The following is a 20,817-nucleotide window of genomic DNA, read 5'->3' on the forward strand; positions in this document are numbered from 1 at the left end:
GCCGCCTGTTTTCGTTTCGGGCCCGGGCAGTGGGTCGAAAGGCGCTGCTGCACCGCTGCCGTTTCCCACCGCCGTCAGTGACACCCGCGGCGAGAGAATTTAAGATGCCCGCGAGTGTTGATCAACGACGATAGCGAAGGACAAGCCGTGAATCCGGTCAGGAAAACATTTCAGTACGGTGATCATAGTGTCACCCTCGAAACGGGGCGCATCGCCCGCCAGGCGACCGGTGCTGTACTGGTCACCGTGGACGAAACCGTGGTGCTGTGCACCGTGGTGGCGCGCAAGGACATCAAGCCCGGGCAGGATTTCTTCCCCCTGTCCGTGCACTACCAGGAAAAGACCTATTCGGTCGGCAAGATCCCCGGCGGTTTCTTCAAGCGCGAGGGTCGGCCCAGCGAGAAGGAAACCCTCACCTCGCGGCTGATTGATCGCCCGATCCGCCCGCTGTTCCCCAAGGGATTCATGAATGAAGTGCAGGTGGTCTGCACCGTGCTCTCCGCCGAGCGTAACCAGGACCCGGACATTGCCGCCATGATCGGCACCTCCGCGGCCCTGACCATCTCCGGTGTGCCCTTTGCCGGGCCGATCGGTGCTGCCCGGGTGGGCTTCAGCGAAGAGCAGGGCTACTTCCTCAATCCGACCCAGGAGACGCTGGCCGGCTCCGAGCTCGACATGGTCGTGGCCGGTACCGAAAAGGCGGTGCTGATGGTCGAGTCGGAAGCCCGTGAGCTGACCGAGGACGAGATGCTCGGCGCCGTGCTCTTTGCCCACCAGGAGATGCAGACGGTCATCGGGGCGATCAACGAGTTCGCCGCCGAAGCCGGCAAGCCGAAGTGGGCCTGGCAGCCGCCCGAGGAGGATCAGTCCCTCAAGGCCGCGGTCAGCACGGCTGTCGGCAACCGGATCGGCGAGGCCTACCGGATCACCGACAAGATGGCCCGGCAGGATGCGCTGGCCGGCATCCGCAACGAGGTCATCGAGCAGCTGGCCGGGGGCGATGCGCCGCAGTACAGCGCCGACGAGGTCGGAAATGCGCTCAGCAAGCTCGAGAAGACCACCGTGCGTGAGCGCGTGCTGACAGGCGAGCCGCGCATCGATGGCCGCGACCACCGTACGGTACGTGACCTGTCGGTCGAGGTGGGCGTGCTGCCGCGGACCCATGGTTCGGCAGTGTTCACCCGCGGCGAGACCCAGGCGATCGTGACCACCACGCTGGGGACAGCGCGTGATGCCCAGCTGGTCGAGGGCCTCGATGGCGAGCGGCACGACCGCTTCATGCTGCACTACAACTTTCCGCCCTACAGCGTGGGTGAGGCTGGCTTCATCGGCTCGCCCAAGCGTCGCGAGATCGGTCACGGTCGCCTGGCCAAGCGCGGTGTGGCGGCGATGGTGCCCTCGCATGACGACTTCCCGTATTCCATCCGGGTCGTCTCGGAGATCACCGAATCCAACGGCTCGAGCTCGATGGCCTCGGTGTGTGGCACCTCGCTGTCGCTGATGGATGCCGGGGTGCCGCTCAAGGCGCCGGTCGCCGGTATCGCCATGGGACTGGTCAAGGAAGGCGACCGCTTCGCGGTGCTGACCGACATTCTCGGCGACGAGGATCACCTCGGCGACATGGACTTCAAGGTGGCCGGCAGTGCCAGCGGCATCACCGCGCTGCAGATGGACATCAAGATCGAGGGCATCAACGAGGAGATCATGGAGACCGCGCTCGGCCAGGCACTGGAAGCGCGCCAGCATATCCTCGGCGAGATGAACCGGGTGATCGGCGAGAGCCGCAGCGAAGTCGCCGAACATGCGCCGACCATGGTGCGCATCAAGATTGATTCCGAGAAGATCCGCGACGTGATCGGCAAGGGTGGCGCGACCATCCGGCAGATCTGTGATGACACCGGGGCCTCGATCGACATCGACGATGACGGCACCGTGCGCATCTATGCCGAAAGCCGCGAGGGCGCCCGCCAGGCCGTGGATACCGTCCAGGGTATCGTGGCCGAAGCGGAAATCGGCAAGCTCTATCGTGGCAAGGTGGTTCGCATTGCCGACTTCGGCGCCTTCGTCAACTTCATGCCCGGTACCGACGGGCTGGTGCACATTTCGCAGATCGTGCCCGAGCGGGTCAATGACGTGCGCGACTACCTCACCGAAGGGCAGGAGGTGACCGTCAAGGTACTCGATATCGACAATCGCGGGCGCATCAAGCTGACCCTCAAGGAGATCGGCGAGGAAGAGAAGGCGGCCTTCGAGGCCACGCTTGCCGATTCGACCGTCTGAGCTGCCGGTTGCCCGGTGGACTCGCAAAACCCCGCTCCGGCGGGGTTTTTTCATGGCATCTCGTCGGTCAGCAGGATCATCGGCTGGATGCCGCGCTCGTCGAGCGTGCCGCTCTCGATAAAGCCCAGCCGATGATAGAGCCGTCGTGCGGCATGGTTGTCATGAAAGACATTGAGGGTAATGCGCTGGGCCTGCAGCCGGTCCCGCGCCTCGTGAATCAGATGACGGCAGAGCTCCTCGCCGAGTCCCTGCCCGCGATGGCCGGGCGCCACCAGAATGCGAGCCAGATGGCAGCGGCGATGGGCCCTGAGCGAGATCTGGCCGAAGGCAAGCAGGTGGCCATCCCCGCTGAGTGCCCGGGAGCGCAACCAGGCGCCGTCGATCTCGCGCCACAGCCGGCGCTGTTCCAGCGGCCAGCTGAGCCCCGGGCCGGCCCAGTACTCAAGCTGCCGGGGTGAGTCGATCCAGTCGATCACCTGCGCCATGTCGTGCTGACGGGCGCGTCGCCATCGCTTCATGCGTCAGCAAACAGCCGACGGTTGTCGATCAGCCGGGTGTTACCCAGCCAGGCAGCCGCCAGCAGCACGGCCTCCCGGGAGGCGTGATCGACCACTTCAAGACTGAGGGCGTGGCGCAGCTCCAGGTATTCGGGAGCAAGGCCGGCAGCCTGCAGGGCACGTTGCCCTTCCGCCAGTACCGGCTCGATGCGCTCGCCGGCAGCGAGGCGGGCGGCCAGCTGCTCGAGCAGGCGCGGCAACTCGGCGGCGCGCTCGCGCTGCTGCGCATCGAGGTAGGCATTGCGCGAGGAGAGGGCCAGCGCATCATGGTCGCGCACCGTGGGCACGCCGACGATCTCGATGGGAAAGTGCTGATCGCGCACCAGCTTGCGGATCACCGCCAGCTGCTGGAAGTCCTTTTCGCCGAAGCAGGCCACATCGGGGCGGGTGATGTGAAACAGCAGGCTGATGACGGTGGCGACGCCATCAAAGTGGCCGGGCCGCTGGGCCCCACAGAGCCCGTCGGAGACCCCGGGGACATGGACCCGGGTCAGATTGGTCTGCCCTTCGGGATAGAGGGTCTCCACCGAGGGGGCAAACAGGGCATCGCAATCCATGTCTTCAAGCTGGCGACGATCCTCTTCGAGGGTACGCGGGTAGCGCTCGAAATCCTCGTTCGGACCGAACTGCAGCGGATTGACGAAAATGGTGGCCACGACCCGGTCGGCGTGCCGACGGGCACAGGCGACCAGTGCCAGATGGCCGCGATGCAGGCCGCCCATGGTGGGCACCAGCGCGATGCGCTCGCCGGCACGACGCCAGTGGCCGAGCTGCTGCTGGAGAGAAGCGATATCGTGGAAGGTTTGCATGATGCTCGTTGTACGGAAACGAAGGTCAGAAGGAGTGTTCGGGGCCCGGAAAACTGCCTGCTGCCACGGCCTCATGATAGGCGCGAAAGGCCCCGGTCAGGCTGCCGCTCTCGGCGAGAAAGTCCCTGACGAAGCGCGGCGGCCGATGCCGGGTGGCGCCCAGCATGTCATGCATGACCAGGATCTGCCCGTCGACCTGCGGGCCGGCGCCGATCCCGATGACCGGCACCGAGACGGCCGCGCGTACCCGCTGGCCCAGTTCGGCCGGGACGCACTCCAGCAGGATGAGGGCCGCCCCGGCGGCTTCCAGCGTGACGGCGTCGTCGATCAGTTGCTGGGAGGCGGCGGCCTCCCTGCCCTGTACCCGATAGCCGCCCAGCGCGTGGACACTCTGTGGGCGCAGGCCGAGGTGGGCGCAGACCGGTACGCCACGGCGAACGAGCGCGCGGATGTCGTCCGCCAGCCAGCCCTCCCCCTCGAGCTTGACCAGCTGGGCACCGGCCCGCATCAGCTCTCCGGCGGCCTCCAGTGTCATGCCGGTGGTGGCATTGGCCATGAAGGGCAGATCGGCCATGATCAGGCTGTCGACGCCGGCACGGGCCACGCAGCGGGTGTGGTAGACCATGTCGGCGAGCGTGACCGGGAGTGTGCTGTCATGACCCTGCAGCACCATGCCCAGGGAATCGCCCACCAGCAGCACTGCAATGCCGGCATCGGCGGCCAGCCCGGCCAGGGTGGCATCATAGGCCGTGAGACAGCTGAAGCGGGTGCCGCTGTCGCGATGGGCCTGCAGGGTCGCCAGGGTGATTGCGCTCATGGGCGTGTCCGGTTAACCGAATGGGTAGGGCAAGCATAACAGCTTTCGCGGGTACTGCTTCAATCCCCGGCTGGCAGGCGCTGTGGGTCACCATGCCGATGGGCGGCTGACAGGGCGCTGACGGCGGTAGCATCGGGGAGTTGCAGCTCAGGGGCGAGATCCGCCAGGGGCAGCAGGACAAAGCCGCGCGAGGTCATGTGCGGATGAGGCACGCTCAGACGCGGATGGACAATGCGGCGCTGGTGGTAGAGCAGCAGGTCCAGATCCAGCGTGCGTGGCCCCCAGTGGCGCTCGCGCACCCGGCGGTGGCGCTGCTCCAGCGCCTGCAGCTGATCCAGCAGGGCCAGCGGGGACAGCGCCGTTTCGAACCGGGCCACGGCATTGATGAAATCCGGCTGATCCTGCGGGCCGACCGGGCGGCTACGGTAGAGGGGAGAGGCCTTGAAGTCGTGGACGAGGGGCAGGGCCGCCAGCTCGACCAGCGCGCGCCGGACATGTTCGCGAGGCCGATCGAGATTGCTGCCCAGGCCGACGAAGACGGCCATGGTTCAGCTGTCGTCCGAGGGGGGTGTCCGTCGGCGTCGACGGGGCGCCCGCCGGCGGCGCGGCTTGCCCCCGGGCGGCGGACCGCCGGTCTCCGGAAAGTCGTCCGCATCCTCTTCCTGGGGGCCCTGCTGCAGCTGCTGGATCATGTCGCGCTGGGCTTCATCACCCAGATCCTGAAAGCGGGTCCACCATTCGCCCAGCCCGGGGGCCAGCTCGCCGGCCGTCTCGCGCAGCAGCAGGAAGTCATAGGCGGCACGGAAGCGGGGATGCTGCAGGGTGGTAAAGGCGCGCTTGCCCCGCCGGCGTGGCAGCCGGGCCTGCAGATCCCAGATCTCGCGCATCGGCATGCTGAAACGCTTGGGGATCGCCGTGTGCTGCAGCTGACGGCTGACCACCTGCTGGGTGGCCTGCTGCAGGGCGGGTACCGGCGGCATGTCGGCTTCCAGCGAGCGTGCGCTGGCCGCTACCGCGGGCCACAGCAGGGCCGCATAGAGAAAGGCCGGAGTGACCGGCTTGTCGGCCCGGATGCGGTCATCGGTATTGGCCAGCGCCCGCTCGATCATGGGCTCGGCCCAGTCGAACTCCGCGAGACTTTCAGCGGCCCCGGGGAACAGCATGGCGAACAGGCCGTAATGCTGCAGCTGACGCCAGGTAGTCACCGCATGACCGCCCAGGAAAAGCTTCAGGACTTCCTCGAACAGCCGGGCCGGGGGGATCTGCAGCAGCAGCGGTGCCAGCTCATGGATCGGATCACCGGTGGCGGCGTCGATGGAGAAATCGAGCTTGGCGGCAAAGCGGACGGCCCGCAGCATCCGCACCGGATCCTCGCGATAGCGCACTTCCGGATCGCCGATCAGGCGCAGCCGGCGTGCTTCCAGATCCTCGAGGCCACCGGTCCAGTCATGGATCGAGAAATCGCTGATGCTGTAGTAAAGGGCGTTGACCGTGAAGTCCCGCCGGATGGCATCCTCGTCGACACTGCCCCAGACATTGTCCCGCAGTAGCAGACCGTCATCGGACTGGTGCGCCAGACTGTTGTCGTGGTCCTCGCCCGGGGTGCCGCGAAAGGTGGTCACCTCGATGATCTCGCGGCCGAAGCGGACATGCACGATGCGAAACCGCCGGCCGATGACCCGGGCGTTGCGAAACAGCTGCCGGACCTGTTCCGGAGTGGCGCTGGTGGCAACATCAAAGTCCTTCGGGATGCTGCCCAGCAGGGAATCTCGTACACAGCCCCCGACAAGGTAGGCTTCAAAACCCGCCTGATCGAGACGGTAGAGAACCTTGAGCGCATTCTCGCTGAGCATCCGGCGGGAGATCGGATGCTCGTCACGGGGCAGCACATGTGGTGTCAAATGGGTGCCCTGTTGACCGGATGGGGTATTCAAACGTGTCGCAGTGCCATGCAGAACGTACCGAAAATGAAAGCGTCATGCATCCTGGCGGATACATGCCAGCCGAGGCTCCAGTCTAGCCGAGCAGCCGGTGCAGGGAAAGTGTCGCCATGGACAATGAAAAGGGGAGGCACTCGGCCTCCCCGCAAAACCTGTCTTGTCATGATTTTTTCGTGATGGCTCATCGCCCTGAATACGCAACGCGTCCGCAGTAATGAAGCTGTTCGAACATCCCGGATCTTGTTGTTGTTGGCGCGATGTCCTGCGACCGCCTCGTATTCAAAACAACGGTTCAGCCACGACAGCAGTCGACCTGCCCTGTTCCGATTGTTGTTGTTGGTCGGAACCCTCCGAACGCTGACTGCTGTTGTTGTTACTGTTGTCGCAGCGTTCGGTGTCGCGTACTGCTTCCCTCCGGATGATTTGTTGTTGTTGTCATCCGGTGATACCCGGGCGATTGTTGTTGTTGGCGCCGGGGTAGCGGGTAAACCAACGGTGGCGTTCATTGTTCTTGTGATAGCCGTCCTGCAGCTTCGAGAGGCAATTGTTGTTGTTGGAGCCCCTCGAAGGAGCATGTTGTTTTTCTTGGTTTATCTAGAGCAGTACTCGTGCCATTCTATAAAAATCGCTTTCAAAACAATGATTTGATCATTTCAAGAGTTGCCGGTCAGCTCATCGGGTGCTGTGCTTGCGCGAAAGCGGGCTCCCTGATGGTGCAATCTGGTGCACGTAATGATCAGTTGCGGTGCGTAACCGATTCAGGGGTCATGGTACGCATCGCGGATGAAAAAGAAATGACGACCATGGTCGATACCCGCTCATCGGCTGTCGTGTGAGCAGTCGTCGATCGGTCCGGGGGTGGGATAGTGCGCTGCCGAGCCGATGTTCTCGGCAGACCAGTGGGCCACGGCCCAGGCCAGCTGCCGCGCTACCGGAGCGCGGGCCAGTTCGTCAGCCGGGCGCTGCCCCAGGGCGGCCAGCGCCTGGTGCAGCAGTCGCCGGGGGGCCGCCCCTTCGAAGGGCAGGGCAGGCGCCAGGTTCTGCTTGGAGAGCTTCTGGCCGCTGGCGGTGACGATCAGTGGCAGATGAAGGTAACGCGGGGCGGGCAGCCCCAGGGCCAGCTGCAGATAGCGTTGCCATGGCGTGTTGTCGAGCAGATCGCTGCCACGCACGATATCGGTGATCTGCTGGGCGGCATCGTCGATTACCACCGCCAGCTGATAGGCCCAGATGCCGTCGCGGCGCCTGAGGATGACATCTCCCTGTTCGGCAAGTGGCCAGCGCTGGGTGCCGAGTCGCCGGTCCTGCCAGCTGATCACGGAGGGGCCGGTATCGGTCCGCAGTCGCCAGGCAAGCTCCCGTTCGGGATGACAGGGGCCGGTTCGACACCAGCCGGGGTAGCGCCGATACCCCTGCAGCTCGCGCCGGGTACAGCTGCAGGGGTAGGCCACGCCCTGTTCGTGCAGTCGATCCAGGGCCTGCTGATAGGCGTCGTGGCGCTCGCTCTGGTGACAGACCGCCCCATCATGGTACAGACCGAAGGCTTCCAGCTGGCGCAGGATGGTATCAACGGCCCGGCGGGAGCTGCGTGGCGTATCGGTATCCTCGATTCGCAGCTGCCAGTGGCCGTTTACCGCACGGGCATCCAGCCAGCTGGCAAGCGCGGTCACCAGCGAGCCGAAATGCAGCGGTCCGGAGGGTGTCGGGGCAAAGCGGCCGGTATACCGGGGCATGATCATGACCACGGGGCCGGCACGGCGCCGCCGTGCCGGGAGGGTTCAGCTGCCGAGCTGCTTTTCCTTGAGCTCGGAGAGCGTCTTGCAATCGACGCAGAGGGTGGCCGTGGGCCGTGCCTCGAGGCGGCGAATGCCGATCTCGACGCCGCAGGCCTCGCAGAAGCCATAATCGTCCTCGTCGATGCGCTCGATGGTTTCGTTGATCTTTTTCAGCAGCTTGCGTTCCCGGTCGCGGGTGCGCAGTTCAAGGTTGAAACCCTCTTCCTGGGTGGCGCGGTCGGCGGGATCGGCATAATTGTTGGCCTCCTCCTGCAGATGCTGCACGGTGCGATCGACCTCTTCCATGAGCTCGCGCTTCCAGGCCAGCAGGATGTTGCGGAAGTGTGCCAGCTGCTGGTCGTTCATGTACTCTTCGTTCGGTTCCGGCTGATACGGAGTGAACTTTTCGAGTGCTTGCGGCTGCTGCTCGGCTACTGCCATGGGAGAGTGCCTCACTGATAATGTGACTACGTGACAGTACTGCGGAGCGATCCGGGAGACTGTCATTGAATCACGGCATCCTGATCAAGCGGGACGCCTGAAGGAGTGCTATTTAGCGAAAAGTCATCCCTTTTGCAACCTTCAATCCGTGCATGATGGTCGAATACCGCACTGTATCACGCCGGTTCGGCCCTGCAGATCACCCTGCTGCACTACTACAGGAGCCAGGCATGCAGTTTCAGGAACGCCTCGAGCGTATCCGGCCCTTTCAGGTCATGGGGCTGGTCGAGCGGGCCCAGACCCTTGAGCGTGAAGGCCGTGACGTGATCCACATGGAGATCGGCGAGCCTGACTTTCCCTGTCCCGAGCCGATCCTGCGGGCCGGACAGCAGGCACTGGCGGCACGGTCGCTGCGTTATACCGGTTCCACCGGTCTGCCGGCACTGCGTGAGGCCATCGCCAACCATTACCAGCGCAGTTTCGGTGTCGATCTCGACCCGAACCGCATCATCGTCACCCCCGGCGCCTCGGGGGCGCTGCTGCTGGCATCGGCGCTGCTGGTCGGCCCCGGTGATCGGGTGCTGATGGCCGATCCCAACTATCCCTGCAACCGTCATTTCATGGCGCTGATGGGAGGCGAGGTCGACAGTGTACCGGTCGGGCCCGGCAGTAACTGGCAGCTCGACGCCGATCTGATGGCGCAGCACTGGCGGCCTGACACGCGTCTGGCGATGCTGGCCACGCCCTCCAATCCTACCGGCCATGTGTTGTCCACCGAAGCCCTCTCGGGGGTGGCCGATGCCGTTGCCGCGCGAAACGGCACCCTGCTGGTGGATGAGATCTATCAGGGGCTGAGCTGGGAAGTGGCCCCCGAAACGGTACTGAACGTGGCGCCACAGGCGCTGGTGGTCAACAGTTTCTCCAAGTACTTCGGCATGACCGGCTGGCGGCTGGGCTGGCTGGTCGCGCCCGACGAGGCCATCGAGCCCCTGACAAGACTGGCACAGAATATCTTTCTGGCCCCCTCGACGCCGGCCCAGCACGCGGCGCTGGCGGCTTTTGAACCGGAGTGCCGCGACGAGCTCGAGCGCCGGCGGCAGGTGCTGGGCGAGCGTCGCGATGCCCTGCTGCGGGCACTCGAACCGCTGGGTCTGGCGCCTTCGGTGCCCCCGCAGGGGGCCTTCTACCTGTGGCTGGATATCTCCCGCTACAGCCATGACAGCCGTGCGTTCTGTGCTCGTCTGCTGGAGGAGGAGAGCGTGGCGATCACACCGGGCAGCGACTTTGCCGTCGCGGGCGGCGAGCATCATGTGCGGATTGCCTTTACCACCGATGTCGAGCGTCTTGAAGCCGGCGTGGCCCGGCTGGCCCGTTTCATTGCTCGTCAGGCGGTATCATGAACCTGCCCGAGCTGAGCGAAGGGGTGCTGCTGCGCCGCTACAAGCGCTTTCTGGCCGATATCCGGCTGAACGACGGCCGCGAGATCATCGCCCACTGCCCCAATACCGGGTCGATGCGGGCGGTCAATGTGCCGGGCTGCCGGGTCTGGGTCTCCCATTCGACGGATCCGCGCCGCAGGCTGGCGTGGACCTGGGAGCTGATCGAGCTGCCGGATGGGGCCATGGCCTCCGTGCATACCGGCCGGACCAATGCGCTCATCAAGGAAGCCCTGAACCGGCAGCGGATTCCGGCCCTGAATGGCTATGCCAACTGTCGGCGCGAGGTCGCCGCCGCCGACGCCCGGCTCGACTTCCGGTTGAGCGGACACCGGACGCGGGAAGCGGCCGCCTTTGTCGAGGTCAAGCAGGTTACCCTGCATGAGGGGGAGGGGCTGGGCTGTTTTCCGGATGCGGTCAGTGAGCGCGGCCGGCGTCATCTCGAGAGCCTGATGGCGCTGTCGGCCGGAGGGGTATCGCGCCGTGCTGCTGTTCTGCGTGGCACACACCGGCATTGATCGGGTGGCGCCTGCCGGGCATATCGATGCCCGCTACGCTGATACCCTGTACGCAGCCGGGCAGCAGGGCGTGGAGGTGATGGCGGTGGGCTGTCACATCACGCCCGGCACCATCGGGGTGGTCGGGACACTGCCGGTCGTGCCCGAACCCGCCCCGGAAAGCCGCCGGGGCCGGGGGCCTGCCGCTCAGGTGGCGCGATCGGCCTCTTCGAAGGTGCGATCGCGCAGGTAGGTGATGTGGGTCTTGCCGTGCGGGGTGGGCCTGCCCTCCTCGTCCATGTTGACGAAGACGATTTCGTCGATGGTGAGAATGTTCTTCTGGGTGATCTTGTTGCGGACCACACAGTGCAGTGTCAGCGAAGTGGTGCCGAAGTGGGTGGCCGTGATCCCCAGTTCGATGATATCCCCCTGGCGGGCGCTGGAGACGAAGTTGATCGCTGACATGTACTTGGTCACGACCCGGGAATTGCCCAGCTGAATCACGGCGTAGATGGCGGCCTCCTCGTCGATCCAGCGCAGCAGGCTGCCACCGAACAGACTGCCGTTGGGATTGAGATCCTCGGGCTTGATCCACTTGCGGGTATGGAAGTTCATGCGGGCCTCCACGGCGTCGATGTCCATGGCAATGATAGCGCAGCACCCGGTGACATTCGACTTTGGTCGAACTCAGGTGCCCGTGCGTCGCCGCGTTTCAACGGCGGTCAGCGGTGCCGGCCGACAGCCGGAGAGGGCCTCGGCCACGGCATCAAGAGCGGCATCACCCTGACGGCCGCCGGCCTGCGCCTGCCACCACTGGCGGTGTATCCCGCGCACCCGCACCGGCAGCGTCGGCAGGCCCAGCACCCGGGCCATGGCCAGCCGGTGCAGGCCCTTGTTGATCTTGACGATTCTGCCGTGGCGGTCAATGGCCACTCCCAGCCGGTCCTTGCCGCGTCCGGCATCGAACCCGAAACACGCCATGTCCTCCATGTAGAGGTGATAGATGCGCAGCCAGCCCAGGATGCGCTCGGGGGACTCGAGCGCCACCCCCTTGTGGTGCGAGCGCCACGGTCGCCCCTGCTGCAACAGCTCCAGGTAGTGCTGGTAGGAGTCGCTTCGGGTCAGGTCGAGCCGATGCTGCCAGATATCGGCAATGAAGCGGTGCTGACGCAGGCCGTTCACATCCTTGAGCCGCTGATCCCAGTCGCCCTCCCAGATGAACCGGTTGGCCAGCCGTCGCCGCTCGGCACGGTCGGGGAAGGCGACCGAGCAGATCAGTTCGTCCGGGGCCGGGTTCAGATCCAGCCGGCTGCCGAGCTGCTCTTCCACGCTGCGCCGGGGGAGACCCAGCGCTTCCAGACGAGCGGTCTTGCCGCCCTTGCGCCAGCGCTCGAACCAGGCATCCTCGAGCGGTCTGCCGATCAGGCGCTTGAACCTCTCACGGAAGTGGTACTGCAGACGCGCCTGAAGGATGGCGCGGCGCAGTGACGGGTGCGAAAGCGAGCGGAAGATGGTCTCGCCCGCGGGTCTTTCCTCGTCGCCCGGCTGTGCAGGCAGATGGTCGATGGTGGTGTCGAGGCGCTCGAGCAGGGTGTGTGAGGGCGTTTCGGAAGGCAGGGTGGCTGCCAGTTCCGGCAGTGCGGCAAGCGGGTCGGTCGGTGCCGGGCGATCGGCCAGGTGCTGTACGAGATGGCGCGCGATGGCTTCACTGAAGGCGTCGCCCCTCGGAGCCGCCGCCGCCCCGGCAGGGAGCGGATCGCCGCGCGCCTGCAGCTGATTGCCCAGTCGGCAGCAGAAGATCCGCCACAGCCAGGCATCGGCACGACCGGCGGTCGCCGTGAATCGCCAGGCATTCTTCCAGCCCAGTGCCAGCACATCGTGCGCGACCTGCTCGCACTGCGATGGCTCGGGCATGAACGCCCGGGCGGTTGCCAGCATCCGGGGCAGCTCGTACTCTCGCAGCCGGTGAAAGGCGGTGATATCCCCACCGGCACAGTGCTGCAGCAGGGACGCCTGGTCGGCCGGGTCGGCAGTGCCGGTCGCGGGGGTACAGCGAGGGGGTTCCGAACGGGACATGGTCAGCATCGGCTTGCGGAAACGTGACCGTCATTTTAACACGAAACGGTGTTCGACCGGACTGGCAGGGTCCGTGCGCCCCCGGCTGCGAATCGCCGGGGGCGCGGTTCAGCGTTCGATCCGGAAGATGGCGACCTGACCGAACAGGTTCGGCCAGCGCTGGGCACGCCAGTATTCACGATCGCCATTGCCCACTGCCCGGTCGGTAATGGTGTGCCCCTGCTCGCTGCAGAGCTGCTCGAAATCCCGGAAGGTCGAGAGATGGATGTTGGGGGTGTCGTACCAATGGTGGGGCAGGGCATTCGACACCGGCATCCGTCCGCGCAGGCCCAGATGCAGGCGGTGGCGCCACCAGGCAAAGTTGGGGAAGGTAATGATGCATTCCCGGGCGACCCGCAGCATCTCCTCGAGCATCAGATCAGGGCGACGCAGTACCTGCAGCGCCTGGGTCATGATGACCAGATCGAAGGCATCGTCGGGGACATTGTTCAGCCCCTGGTCGAGATCCTGTTCGATGACGTTGACGCCTCGTGCCAGGCAGGCGTTGATGCCCTCGTGATCGATCTCCAGGCCGTAGCCGGTGACCTGCTTGTCGCGATAGAGGGCCGCCAGCAGTTCGCCATTGCCGCAGCCGAGATCGAGGACCCGGGCCCCCTCGGGCACCCAGCGGTGGATCAGGGTCAGATCGCTGCGCATCAGCGTGAGTCTCCCGAAGCGGTGGACGAAACCTCGGCATCATGGGCTACCCGCTGCATGAAGCCGCCCAGTGCCGCCTCGTAACGGGGATTGGGCAGCAGAAAGGCATCGTGTCCATGCGGTGAGTCGATGTTGACGTAGCTGACCGCCTTGCCGGCGTGCAGCAGGGCATCCACCAGCTCCCAGGAACGGGCCGGAGCGAAGCGCCAGTCACTGGTGAAACTGACCACCAGAAAGGGGCAGCGAACCGGCGCCATGGCGGCGACCAGATCATTGCCGTGCGCCCCGGCAGGATCGAAATAATCCAGCGCCTTGGTCATCAGCAGGTAGGTGTTGGCATCGAAGCGGGTGGAGAAGGTGTCCCCCTGGTAGCGCAGGTAGGACTCCACCTCGAATTCGACATCATAGCCGAAGCTGGGACTGTCGGTACGCAGATCGCGCCCGAACTTGGTGCCCATGGCGTGCTCGGAGAGATAGGTGATGTGACCCACCATGCGCGCCAGACGCAGGCCATGGCGGGGCACCACGCCGTGCTCGGCATACCAGCCATCGTGAAACTCGGGGTCGGAGCGGATGGCCTGCCGGGCCACCTCGTTGAAGGCAATGTTCTGGGCCGACAGCTTGGGGGTAGCGGCGATGACCACGGCATTGGCGATGCGATCGGGATAGCTCAGGGCCCACTGCAGCACCTGCATGCCGCCGAGACTGCCACCGACGACCGCGGCAAAACGCTCGATCCCCAGCCGATCGGCCAGCATGGCCTGGCTGTTGACCCAGTCGGGTACGGTCATCAGCGGGAATTCCGGCCCCCACAGGCGGCCGGTGGCCGGGTTGACGCTGGCGGGCCCGGTACTGCCGTGACACCCCCCCAGGTTGTTGATCACGATCACGAAGAAGCGGCGGGTGTCGATCGCCTTGCCGGGGCCGATATGGGCATCCCACCAGCCCGGCTTGCGGTCGTCGACATGGTGATAGCCGGCGGCGTGATGATGGCCCGACAGGGCATGACAGACCAGCACGGCATTGCTGTGTTCGGCATTGAGCTCGCCGTAGGTCTCGTAGACCAGCTCCCACGAGGGCAGGGTGCGGCCACAGGCCAGTTCGAGCGGCGTATCGAAGTGGGCCGTGTCGGGCGTAACCAGGCCGACCGAAGACGCAGACGACGTGTCAGGCATTCACGATGAGATCCGCGGTTGAGTGTCAACAGCCAGGGTGTCGACAGGGGTTGCACGCTGCAGGCGTTCCCGTGCCGATCGGCACGGGAATGCACTCTAACACATCAACAGGCCACGGTTCAGAAGCCGACCAGGGCACCCAGTCCCGAGGCGCGACTCAGCGAGCCGACCACGAAGCTGTCGATCACGTTGATCAGCAGGAAGACCACGATCGGCGAGAGATCGATCATGCCCAGCGGCGGAATGATGCGGCGCACCGGAGCCATGATCGGTTCGGTGATCTGCATCACCAGCAGCGCACCGGGATGGCTGGCACGAGGCGCGACCCAGCTGAGGATGATCATGATGATCAGGGCGAAGAAATAGATCTTGAGAATGGCGTTGGCGACCCCGGCCAGCGCCGCCAGCAGCAGATTGACCAGCGGCGGGAAGCCGTAGCCGACGATCCACAGCACCAGCACGATGCCGAGGGCCTTGATGATGAGCCCCACGACCAGGGTGGCGATATCGACCGGCCCCATCGGGCGCAGCACCTTCTGCACCGGGGCCACCAGCGGTGAGGTCGCCTTGACCACGCCCTGGCTGATGGGGTTGTAGTAGTCCGCCTTCGAGGCATGCAGCAGAAAGCGCAGCATCAGCACGAACAGGTACAGGTTGATCAGAGTGTTGATCAGCATTATGCCGGTGTTGCCCAGCTGGGTCCCCATGAAAACTCTCCGTCGTGACAGGGTGGCGGAACTCGGTTGACGCTGTTCAGCGCTTTTGCAGTTCGCGGGCCAGCTCTTCGGCCCGGTCAAGGCAGGCCCGGGTGGCATCATCGACGATGCCCTCCAGACCGGCCTGTTCGAAACAGTGTATCGCCCGTTCGGTGGTACCGTTCGGCGACATCACCTGCTGCTTGAGGGTGGCGGGATCGAATTCGCTCTGGTCGGCCATGCGGGCTGCCCCCAGGGCGGTCCGGATGGCCAGGCGTCGCGAGGTGGCAGGCGCCAGGCCGCGCGCCACACCGGCCTTCTCCAGGGCCTCGATCATGTAGAAGAAATAGGCCGGTGCGCTGCCCGCGATGGCGGTGACAGCGTTGATCAGGGACTCCTCCTCGACCCACTCGACGATGCCCACGGCGCGCATCAGCGACTCGGCCAGCTGGCGCTGTTCGTCGCTGACCCGGTCATTGGCGAACAGCCCGCTGGCGCCGGTGCCGACCAGCGAGGGGGTGTTGGGCATGCAGCGCACGATCGGCAGGCCGGCATCATCAAGCCATTCGGCCAGGCTGTCGATGGTTACGCCGGCGGCGATCGACATGATCAGCGGGCGGCCGATCTGCAGGGCCTCGCCGAGCGGTTCACAGACCTCGCGCATGAGCTGCGGCTTGACCGCCAGGATGACCACATCGGCATCGGCGACCGCGCCGGCGTTGTCGGTGGTGACATTGATGCCGTAGCGCGCCGCCAGGGTATCAAGCGTGGCCTGATGACGGGCGGTGGCCGTGATGGCGTCGGCGGGGTAACCGCTATCGATCAGCCCGCCGAAGATGGCGCGCGCCATGTTGCCGGCGCCGATGAAGGTCAGTTGACTGGCCATGGGGTGACTTCCTGTAGCTGCATAAGTGGCTGGCCACCGTGGATCATGATGTGGTGCGGGGGCCGAAGATGGCACTGCCGATCCGGACCAGGGTGGCCCCTTCCAGCACGGCAGCCTCGAGATCGGCGCTCATGCCCATCGAAAGGGTGTCGAGCGGTGCCTCGGGGAAGCGCTCCTGCAGCCGGGTGAGCGCTTCGGCCAGCCGCTGAAAGGCGCGGCGCTGGGTGTCGCGGTCCTCGCTGGCCGCCGGGATGGCCATCAGCCCGCGCAGCGACAGGCCGGGCAGGGTCAGCACGCTTTCCGCCAGGGCCGGCAGTGCCTCGAAATCGGTGCCCGCCTTGCCGGTTTCGCGATCGACATTGACCTGCAGGCAGATATTGAGCGGCGCCCGGGACGCCGGGCGCTGATCGTTGAGTCGACGGGCAATCTTCTCGCGATCAACGGTATGTGCCCAGTCGAAATGCTCGGCGATCTCCCGAGTCTTGTTGGACTGGATGCCCCCGATGAAATGCCACTCCGGATCGAGATCCGCCAGGGCCTGCTGCTTTTCCAGCGCTTCCTGCAGGTAGTTCTCGCCGAAGGCGCACTGACCGGCCTCATGGGCCGCCCGGAGGGCCGCTGCCGGCTGGGTCTTGCTGACGGCCAGCAGGCGTGCGGCATCGGGCGCGCGCCCGGCCGCCGCCAGGGCCTGCTCAAGCCGACGGCGCACCCGGACGATATGCTCTTCGATAGTACTGGTCGTGCCGGCCGAGGGCCGATTGGCGTGTTCTGTCATCCATCCGGATCCCGAAGGAGTGCAAGTTGAATGGATATTACCGAACTGCTGGCATTTTCGGCAAAGCAGAAGGCCTCCGACCTGCACCTGTCGGCCGGCTTGCCGCCGATGATCCGCGTCGATGGTGATATCCGCAGGCTCAATGTCCCGCCGCTGGAGGATCAGGCGGTGCGCACCCTGCTGCACGCCGTGATGAATGAGCAGCAGCAGCGTGATTACGCGGCCGAGCTGGAGACGGACTTCTCCATTGATCTGCCGGGAGTCTCGCGGTTCCGGGTCAACGTCTTCACCCAGCAGCATGGCGCCGCCGGGGTGTTCCGGACCATTCCGGCGACCGTGCCGGGGCTCGACGAGCTCGGGCTGGGGGAGGTGTTCCGTCAGCTCGCCTCGCTCCGGCATGGACTGGTGCTGGTGACCGGCCCCACCGGCTCGGGCAAGTCCACCACGCTGGCCGCGATGCTCGACTACATCAACCGTCATCGTCATGAGCACATCCTGACCATCGAGGACCCCATCGAGTTCGTGCACACCGCCCGGCGCTGCCTGATCAACCAGCGCGAAGCCGGGCGGCACACCCATGGCGTGGCTGCGGCACTGCGCTCGGCGCTGCGGGAGGACCCCGACATCATCCTGGTGGGGGAGCTGCGGGATCCGGAGACCATCCGGCTGGCACTGACCGCGGCGGAGACCGGGCATGTGGTGTTCGCCACCCTGCACACCACCTCGGCGGCCAAGACGGTCGATCGCATCATCGATGTCTTCCCCGGTGACGAGAAGTCCATGGTGCGTTCGATGCTCTCCGAATCGTTGCAGGGCGTGATTTCCCAGACGCTGCTCAAGCGGATCGGGGGCGGGCGGATCGCCGCGCACGAGGTGCTGGTGGCCACGCCCGCCATTCGCAACCTGATCCGCGAGGACAAGGTGGCCCAGATCTATTCGGCCCTGCAGACCGGTGCCGGTGCGGGCATGCAGACCATGGAGGCGGCCCTCGATCGGCTGGCGACCGAGGGGCTGATCGTGCATGGCGGGCACGCCCCCGGCTGAGCCCTGCCCGGCCGTCGTGAGCGACAGGGCGGTCCGCCGGTCAGCGGGCGTAGAGCCCGCCCAGTACGCGCTCGCCACCGGCGCCGGTCACGGTGGTCAGCGTGCCCGGCTGGTGGGTCAGACGGCGCCAGGCCAGCCAGGCGAAGGCGCCGGCTTCCAGCCAGTCCGGTGACCAGCCCAGCCGCTCGCAGGGCAATAGTTTCATCGGCGCCAGCCGGGCAGCGAGCCGCTCGTTGAGGTAGCGGTTGTGGGCCCCACCCCCGCAGGGCACCACGCTGATCCGGTCAGCCCCGATCTCCTTCGGCAGTGCCAGGGCAATACCGTCACGGACACTGGCGACCGTCAGCTCCAGCAGGGTGGCCTGAACATCGGCGGCGTGCTCATCGCCGGCAAGGTGCTGCTCCAGCCAGTGCTGATGAAAGTGCTCCCGCCCGGTGCTGCGCGGGGGCGCACGCTGGAAGAAGGGATCGGCCAGCAGCCGAGCGAGCAGGGCGCTGTCCACCCGGCCGCTGGCGGCCCAGCTGCCGTCACGGTCAAAGGTGCCGGGATGATGACGCGCATACCAGCCATCGAGCAGGGCGTTGGCCGGCCCGGTATCGAAGCCGATGATCGGTTGACTGCTGTGCTGTGGGGGCAGCAGCGAGACATTGGCAAAGCCGCCGAGATTGAGCAGTACCCGCCACTCCTCGGGGTCGCGGAACAGTGCCGCGTGAAAGGCCGGTGCCAGGGGGGCCCCCTGGCCGCCGGCAGCCAGGTCGCGGCGGCGGAAGTCGCCGACCACCGGGCAGCCGGTCAGCTCGGCCAGCAGGCTGGGGTTGTCGAGCTGACAGGTCCAGGGGAAGTCGCCATCGGGGCGGTGTTCGATGGTCTGGCCGTGACTGCCGATGGCATCGATGTCGGCGGCGGATGTGCCGGTCTGCGCCAGCAGGGCCGTGACGGCTTCAGCCTGCAGTCGGCAGAAGCGTGTCTCCAGCTCGGCCAGCCGGGCAAAGGTGACCGAGTCGGCATGACACAGTGCCCAGAGCGCCTGTCGCAGTGCGGCCGGCATCGGCTGGACCCGCGCAGCCAGCAGCCGAGGTCGCTGGTCATGATCACAGCGCACCAGGGCGGTATCGATACCATCGAGACTGGTACCCGACATCAGTCCGATCATCAGGGGCATGGGGGTTCTCCGGTCGGCCCGTGGCAGCGCCGCTGTGCGCTGAATCGCTCTTCGCGGGCATGCTATCATGCGAACCCTGTAGCCGCTGTGGCCCGTGCTGGCGGGTAGACGGGCCGAAATCACGATCGCAAGAGGCAGAACATGACCGAGGTCGCCGAGGCGCTGGCCGTGCTCAAGCGCGGTGTGCACGAAATCCTGGTGGAGGAAGAGCTCGAACGGAAACTGGCTTCCGGGCGCCGGTTGCGCATCAAGGCCGGTTTTGACCCCACGGCGCCCGATCTGCACATGGGGCATACGGTGCTGATCAACAAGCTGCGTCAGTTTCAGGATCTGGGTCATGAGGTGCTGTTTCTGATCGGCGACTTCACCGGCCGGATCGGCGACCCCACCGGCAAGAGCGTGACCCGCAAGCCGCTGACCGATGAAGAGGTGCGGGCCAATGCGCAGACCTATCAGGAGCAGGTGTTCAGGATCCTGCATCCCGAGCAGACCCGGGTGGTGTTCAACGCCGAATGGATGAGCAGGCTGTCGGCTGCCGACATGATCGAACTGGCGGCACAGTCGACGGTGGCGCGCATGCTCGAGCGGGATGACTTCGAGAAGCGCTATCGCGGTGGCCAGGCGATCGCGATCCATGAGTTTCTCTATCCGCTGATTCAGGGCTACGACTCGGTGGCGCTGGAGGCGGATATCGAACTGGGCGGCACCGACCAGAAGTTCAATCTGCTGATGGGACGTGAGCTGCAGAAGCACTACGGCCAGGAGCCGCAGGTGGTGATGACCATGCCGCTGCTCGAAGGACTGGACGGTGTGCAGAAGATGTCCAAGTCGCTGGGCAACTATGTCGGCATCACCGATCGTCCGGGAGAGATTTTCAACAAGATCGTCTCCATGCCCGACAGCCTGATGTGGCGCTATTTCGAACTGCTCTCGCTCAAACCCATGGCGGAAGTGCGCGAGCTGATGGGGCAGGTCGAGGCGGGCGCCAACCCGCGGGACATCAAGATGGTACTGGCGCGTGAACTGGTGGCCCGTTTCCATGGTGAAGAGGCCGCTGCCGGCGCACACCGTGCCAGTGGCAATCAGATGGCCGAGGGCGAGCTGCCCGAGGACATGCCCGAAGTGACCGTGGACCTTGAAGGTGAGGCGCGAATGCCGATTGCTGCCGTCCTCAATCGGGCCGGACTGGTCACGAACAGTGCCCAGGCCAAGGACATGCTCAACAATGCCCGGGTCTGGGTCGATGGTGAGGTGGTTGCGCGCGATCACATGCTCGAGGCCGGGGCCTGTCATGTGATTCAGGCCGGCAAGAAGCGTTTCGCCCGGGTCACCCTGCAGTGATGAAACAGGTTTATTTGTACAAGGCTTGAATGAATATAGCGGTACACCTCGAATAAAGTTGGACAAACCCGGTACAGGGGTGTAGAGTAATTTCTACATCGAGGCGGTACAGGATGTATCAGCAGCCACGGATTGGCTTCTCTCGATGACCCTTTTGCAGCCGGCGCCAGGGAAGGCGCCGATGACGGCCAGGATGGCCATGCTTGCGGGGCCTGCAGTCATGTACTGCAGGCCCTTTTTATTTTCCGGGGCCTTTGAAGTGCATGCTGGCAGAGGCAGTAACGGCGGGCAGAAAACCCTCTCGAAATTTTTTCGACATCGGGGCTTGTCAGGTCCGTCAGCGAAGCGTAGAGTACGCATCCGCTGGCAACGGACAGGGCAACAGCCCACCGGGGCGGAAGCTGCAGACAGCTGA

The 20,817-nt window shown here is 65.4% G+C and carries 20 protein-coding genes and 1 pseudogene; 6 read left to right on the top strand and 15 right to left on the bottom strand.

Features of this window, described 5'->3' with window-relative positions; all coding sequences use genetic code 11:
• The first annotated feature begins 147 nt into the window (after nt 1-147).
• Nucleotides 148-2,280, top strand: a complete 2,133-nt coding sequence (gene pnp / locus C7446_RS15725) for a polyribonucleotide nucleotidyltransferase (RefSeq protein WP_121174065.1) — start codon at nt 148-150, stop codon at nt 2,278-2,280.
• 50 nt (nt 2,281-2,330) lie between these two features.
• Here the strand turns inward: pnp and C7446_RS15730 are convergent, their stop codons facing one another.
• From C7446_RS15730 to pcnB, 5 genes are read right to left on the bottom strand one after another with little or no spacing between them, the layout of a single operon-like run.
• Nucleotides 2,331-2,798: a GNAT family N-acetyltransferase gene (locus tag C7446_RS15730; protein ID WP_121174066.1), complete on the bottom strand. Its 468-nt coding sequence runs from the start codon at nt 2,796-2,798 to the stop codon at nt 2,331-2,333.
• Nucleotides 2,795-3,646 carry a pantoate--beta-alanine ligase gene (gene panC / locus C7446_RS15735; protein WP_121174067.1) on the bottom strand — a complete coding sequence of 284 codons (852 nt, stop codon included), beginning with the start codon at nt 3,644-3,646 and terminating at the stop codon, nt 2,795-2,797. The genes C7446_RS15730 and panC overlap by 4 nt, the downstream gene beginning before the upstream one ends.
• A gap of 25 nt (nt 3,647-3,671) precedes the next feature.
• Nucleotides 3,672-4,463 carry a 3-methyl-2-oxobutanoate hydroxymethyltransferase gene (gene panB, locus C7446_RS15740; RefSeq protein ID WP_121174068.1) on the bottom strand — a complete coding sequence of 264 codons (792 nt, stop codon included), beginning with the start codon at nt 4,461-4,463 and terminating at the stop codon, nt 3,672-3,674.
• A 59-nt stretch (nt 4,464-4,522) separates the two neighbouring features.
• Nucleotides 4,523-5,008 carry a 2-amino-4-hydroxy-6-hydroxymethyldihydropteridine diphosphokinase gene (folK, locus tag C7446_RS15745; RefSeq protein WP_121174069.1) on the bottom strand — a complete coding sequence of 162 codons (486 nt, stop codon included), beginning with the start codon at nt 5,006-5,008 and terminating at the stop codon, nt 4,523-4,525.
• A gap of 3 nt (nt 5,009-5,011) precedes the next feature.
• Complete coding sequence (gene pcnB / locus C7446_RS15750; RefSeq protein WP_121174082.1) at nt 5,012-6,316, bottom strand: polynucleotide adenylyltransferase PcnB; 1,305 nt, start codon at nt 6,314-6,316, stop codon at nt 5,012-5,014.
• Nucleotides 6,317-7,011: 695 nt separating this feature from the next.
• On the opposite strand from pcnB, the gene C7446_RS16385 reads away from it, so the two are divergent.
• Entirely contained in the window at nt 7,012-7,239 is a 228-nt protein-coding gene (locus tag C7446_RS16385; protein WP_147408787.1) for a hypothetical protein, read from the top strand.
• Here C7446_RS16385 and gluQRS read toward each other — a convergent pair.
• A complete protein-coding gene (gene gluQRS, locus C7446_RS15755; protein ID WP_121174083.1) occupies nt 7,222-8,136 on the bottom strand; it encodes a tRNA glutamyl-Q(34) synthetase GluQRS in 915 nt (304 codons plus the stop codon). The two genes, C7446_RS16385 and gluQRS, sit on opposite strands and share 18 nt — an antisense overlap.
• A gap of 45 nt (nt 8,137-8,181) precedes the next feature.
• Nucleotides 8,182-8,619, bottom strand: coding sequence for an RNA polymerase-binding protein DksA (gene dksA, locus C7446_RS15760; RefSeq protein ID WP_070978182.1), 438 nt, complete (start codon nt 8,617-8,619; stop codon nt 8,182-8,184).
• A 230-nt stretch (nt 8,620-8,849) separates the two neighbouring features.
• Between dksA and C7446_RS15765 the strand changes: the two genes are divergently transcribed.
• Together C7446_RS15765 and sfsA are read left to right on the top strand one after the other, a co-directional pair.
• Nucleotides 8,850-10,019 carry an aminotransferase class I/II-fold pyridoxal phosphate-dependent enzyme gene (locus tag C7446_RS15765; RefSeq protein ID WP_121174070.1) on the top strand — a complete coding sequence of 390 codons (1,170 nt, stop codon included), beginning with the start codon at nt 8,850-8,852 and terminating at the stop codon, nt 10,017-10,019.
• Nucleotides 10,016-10,805 (top strand): annotated as a pseudogene (gene sfsA, locus C7446_RS15770) (DNA/RNA nuclease SfsA). Before C7446_RS15765 ends, sfsA begins: the two are co-directional and overlap by 4 nt.
• Here the strand turns inward: sfsA and C7446_RS15775 are convergent.
• From C7446_RS15775 to C7446_RS15805, 7 genes are all read right to left on the bottom strand, one after another.
• The gene (locus tag C7446_RS15775) at nt 10,760-11,167 is read right to left on the bottom strand and encodes an acyl-CoA thioesterase (RefSeq protein WP_121174084.1); all 408 of its coding nucleotides are present in this window, start codon (nt 11,165-11,167) and stop codon (nt 10,760-10,762) included. The pseudogene sfsA and the gene C7446_RS15775 overlap by 46 nt on opposite strands.
• Before the next feature lie 72 nt (nt 11,168-11,239).
• Nucleotides 11,240-12,628, bottom strand: coding sequence for a sigma-70 family RNA polymerase sigma factor (locus C7446_RS15780; protein WP_147408788.1), 1,389 nt, complete (start codon nt 12,626-12,628; stop codon nt 11,240-11,242).
• Between the two features lie 108 nt (nt 12,629-12,736).
• On the bottom strand, nt 12,737-13,324 hold the full coding sequence (gene metW, locus C7446_RS15785) for a methionine biosynthesis protein MetW (protein ID WP_121174072.1): 588 nt from the start codon (nt 13,322-13,324) through the stop codon (nt 12,737-12,739).
• A complete protein-coding gene (gene metX / locus C7446_RS15790; RefSeq protein WP_121174073.1) occupies nt 13,324-14,499 on the bottom strand; it encodes a homoserine O-succinyltransferase MetX in 1,176 nt (391 codons plus the stop codon). Before metX ends, metW begins: the two co-directional genes overlap by 1 nt.
• A 119-nt stretch (nt 14,500-14,618) precedes the next feature.
• Nucleotides 14,619-15,206, bottom strand: a complete 588-nt coding sequence (locus tag C7446_RS15795; RefSeq protein WP_121174074.1) for a YggT family protein — start codon at nt 15,204-15,206, stop codon at nt 14,619-14,621.
• Between the two features lie 46 nt (nt 15,207-15,252).
• Entirely contained in the window at nt 15,253-16,080 is an 828-nt protein-coding gene (gene proC / locus C7446_RS15800) for a pyrroline-5-carboxylate reductase (RefSeq protein WP_121174075.1), read from the bottom strand.
• A 43-nt stretch (nt 16,081-16,123) separates the two neighbouring features.
• Nucleotides 16,124-16,855 carry a YggS family pyridoxal phosphate-dependent enzyme gene (locus tag C7446_RS15805; protein ID WP_121174076.1) on the bottom strand — a complete coding sequence of 244 codons (732 nt, stop codon included), beginning with the start codon at nt 16,853-16,855 and terminating at the stop codon, nt 16,124-16,126.
• 30 nt (nt 16,856-16,885) lie between these two features.
• Here C7446_RS15805 and C7446_RS15810 point away from each other — a divergent pair, with 30 nt between their 5' ends.
• On the top strand, nt 16,886-17,899 hold the full coding sequence (locus tag C7446_RS15810) for a type IV pilus twitching motility protein PilT (protein ID WP_121174077.1): 1,014 nt from the start codon (nt 16,886-16,888) through the stop codon (nt 17,897-17,899).
• 40 nt (nt 17,900-17,939) lie between these two features.
• On the opposite strand, the gene C7446_RS15815 is transcribed toward C7446_RS15810, so the two are convergent.
• Complete coding sequence (locus C7446_RS15815) at nt 17,940-19,061, bottom strand: anhydro-N-acetylmuramic acid kinase (protein WP_121174078.1); 1,122 nt, start codon at nt 19,059-19,061, stop codon at nt 17,940-17,942.
• 141 nt (nt 19,062-19,202) lie between these two features.
• On the opposite strand from C7446_RS15815, the gene tyrS reads away from it, so the two are divergent.
• Nucleotides 19,203-20,402: a tyrosine--tRNA ligase gene (tyrS, locus tag C7446_RS15820; protein WP_121174079.1), complete on the top strand. Its 1,200-nt coding sequence runs from the start codon at nt 19,203-19,205 to the stop codon at nt 20,400-20,402.
• The last annotated feature ends 415 nt before the right edge of the window (nt 20,403-20,817 follow it).

The sequence above is a fragment of the Kushneria sinocarnis genome, from assembly GCF_003633775.1.
GTDB lineage: Bacteria > Pseudomonadota > Gammaproteobacteria > Pseudomonadales > Halomonadaceae > Kushneria > Kushneria sinocarnis.